Annotated in this window: 1 protein-coding gene and 1 pseudogene; both read left to right on the forward strand. The window is 48.1% G+C overall.

The window, feature by feature from the left end; translation table 11 throughout:
* Nucleotides 1-80: pseudogene (locus ACFPVS_RS13595) on the forward strand (IS1595 family transposase); the annotation flags it as partial.
* 440 nt (nucleotides 81-520) lie between these two features.
* Nucleotides 521-2038: a sodium/proline symporter PutP gene (gene putP / locus ACFPVS_RS13600; protein ID WP_096295867.1), complete on the forward strand. Its 1518-nt coding sequence runs from the start codon at nucleotides 521-523 to the stop codon at nucleotides 2036-2038.
* Nucleotides 2039-2151: the final 113 nt, after the last annotated feature.

Genomic DNA, 2151 nt, shown 5'->3' on the forward strand with positions numbered 1-2151 from the left:
GTGAATGGCGGTTTAACCACAGTGAAATAAAAGTTCAGATTTCTATTTTAAAACAATTAGTAAAGCAGAATTTATTCTAGTTATCTAGTACAGCCCCCTTTTTTATGTTGGTATAAAAATTCAAATTTAAGCATGATTCTGTTGTTGAATTACTTTTTATTTCAAGAGATTAGCCGGAAATAAGGAAGATATTCCACGGTTGGAAACCAAAATAAAACCGGCTGGTTTTTTTGATAACTATTTGTTTTATTTGTAAAAAATAATTGTATTTTATTCGGTTATCAAAAAAATTATGGCCTGTTGCTTTGCAAGTCACGGAAATTACGGTATGCTGAAACCAAATATTTACAAATCTTGATGTAATTTAAACATATCTGATTGTAAATCAAATCAATTTGTCTTGATGGCGTATGATAAGCGCATAAAAGCCAAATTGTTGTTTTTTAATATAATATAAGAAAAATCTCAGATCTGAATCTGCTTATCAAAAGTAAGTTTACTAAAAATGAGGAGCGATAACATGAATCCCATGTATATCACGTTTGGTTTATACCTTGTGGCGGTGCTGCTGATCGGCTTGGCCGCTTATTTTTCTACCCGCAACTTCGACGATTATATTCTCGGCGGCCGCAGCTTAGGCCCTTATGTGACGGCGATGTCGGCCGGCGCCTCTGATATGTCGGGTTGGTTGCTGATGGGTTTGCCGGGTGCGATTTACGCGGTCGGTTTGAGCGAGGCTTGGATTGCCATCGGTCTGACCATTGGCGCATGGTTGAACTGGCTGTTTGTGTCCGGCCGTTTGCGTGTGCACACCGAATACGCCAACAATGCCTTGACCCTGCCGGATTATTTCTTCCACCGCTTCGGCGCCAAAGGCCAAGCAATGAAAGTGATTTCCGCGATTATTATTCTGTTTTTCTTCACCATTTACTGCGCTTCAGGCGTGGTGGCCGGTGCGCGTTTGTTCCAAAGTCTGTTTGAAGGCATGAGCTACGGCACTGCCATTTGGTTAGGTGCCGGCGCGACCATTGCCTATACCTTTATCGGCGGCTTCTTGGCGGTGAGTTGGACGGACACCGTGCAAGCAACCCTGATGCTGTTCGCCCTGATTCTGACGCCGGTGATGGTCTATTTGAGCTTAGGCGGCGCAGCAGAAATGAGCGCGGCAGTGCAAGCCGTAGCCGCGACTACCGGCCAAGAATACAGCAGCCTGTTTGCCGGAACTACCTTCTTGGGTATTATCTCCACTGCGGCATGGGGCTTGGGTTATTTCGGCCAGCCGCACATTTTGGCGCGCTTTATGGCGGCTGAAAACGTGCAATCGCTGAAAAGCGCCCGCCGTATCGGCATGACATGGATGATAGTCTGCTTAGCTGGTGCCGTCGCCGTCGGCTATTTCGGTATCGCTTACTTCGGCGGCCACCCGGAACAAGTCGGTGCGATGGAAGGCAACAACGAACGCGTATTTATCGCCTTGGCAACATTATTGTTCAACCCATGGATAGCCGGCGTGATTTTGAGCGCGATTCTGGCGGCGGTGATGTCGACCTTGTCTTGCCAATTACTGGTGTGTTCAAGCGCGATTACCGAAGACTTCTACAAAGGCTTCCTGCGCCCTGATGCCACGCAGCAGGAGTTGGTATGGGTCGGCCGCATCATGGTGTTGGCCGTGGCGGTGATTGCCATTCTGATTGCCGGCAATCCGGAAAGCAAAGTTTTGGGCTTGGTATCTTACGCATGGGCCGGCTTTGGTGCCGCATTCGGTCCGGTGGTGATTTTATCTGTATTCTGGAAACGCATGACCGCCAACGGTGCATTATGGGGCATGATTGCCGGTGCACTGGTTTGCGTGGCATGGGCGGAATGGGCGAACCCCGCGCTCAAAGCCGCCGGCATGGCGACCATGTACGAAATCGTACCGGGCTTTATCGCCTGCTGGCTGGTGACCTGCACCGTGTCACTGATGGACAAAGAGCTTAGCCGAGAAATCATTGAAAAATTTGAAAAAGCTGATGCAGATTACCGCGCAGCAAACTGATTGGGATAAGTGAAAGAGGCCGTCTGAAAATAAGATGAACCGTCCCCCAATACTTGGACAAGTTAAGAATCTTTCTCAAACAGCCTTTTCAAGCCGGGTTCTGTAGCCGACAG

Source organism: Neisseria weixii, assembly GCF_042658245.1.
GTDB lineage: Bacteria > Pseudomonadota > Gammaproteobacteria > Burkholderiales > Neisseriaceae > Neisseria > Neisseria weixii.

Bases quoted from the DNA above. Each gene is read 5' to 3' on its own strand.
- putP (WP_096295867.1), top strand. From the start codon at position 521: ATGAATCCCATGTATATCACGTTTGGTTTATACCTTGTGGCGGTGCTG.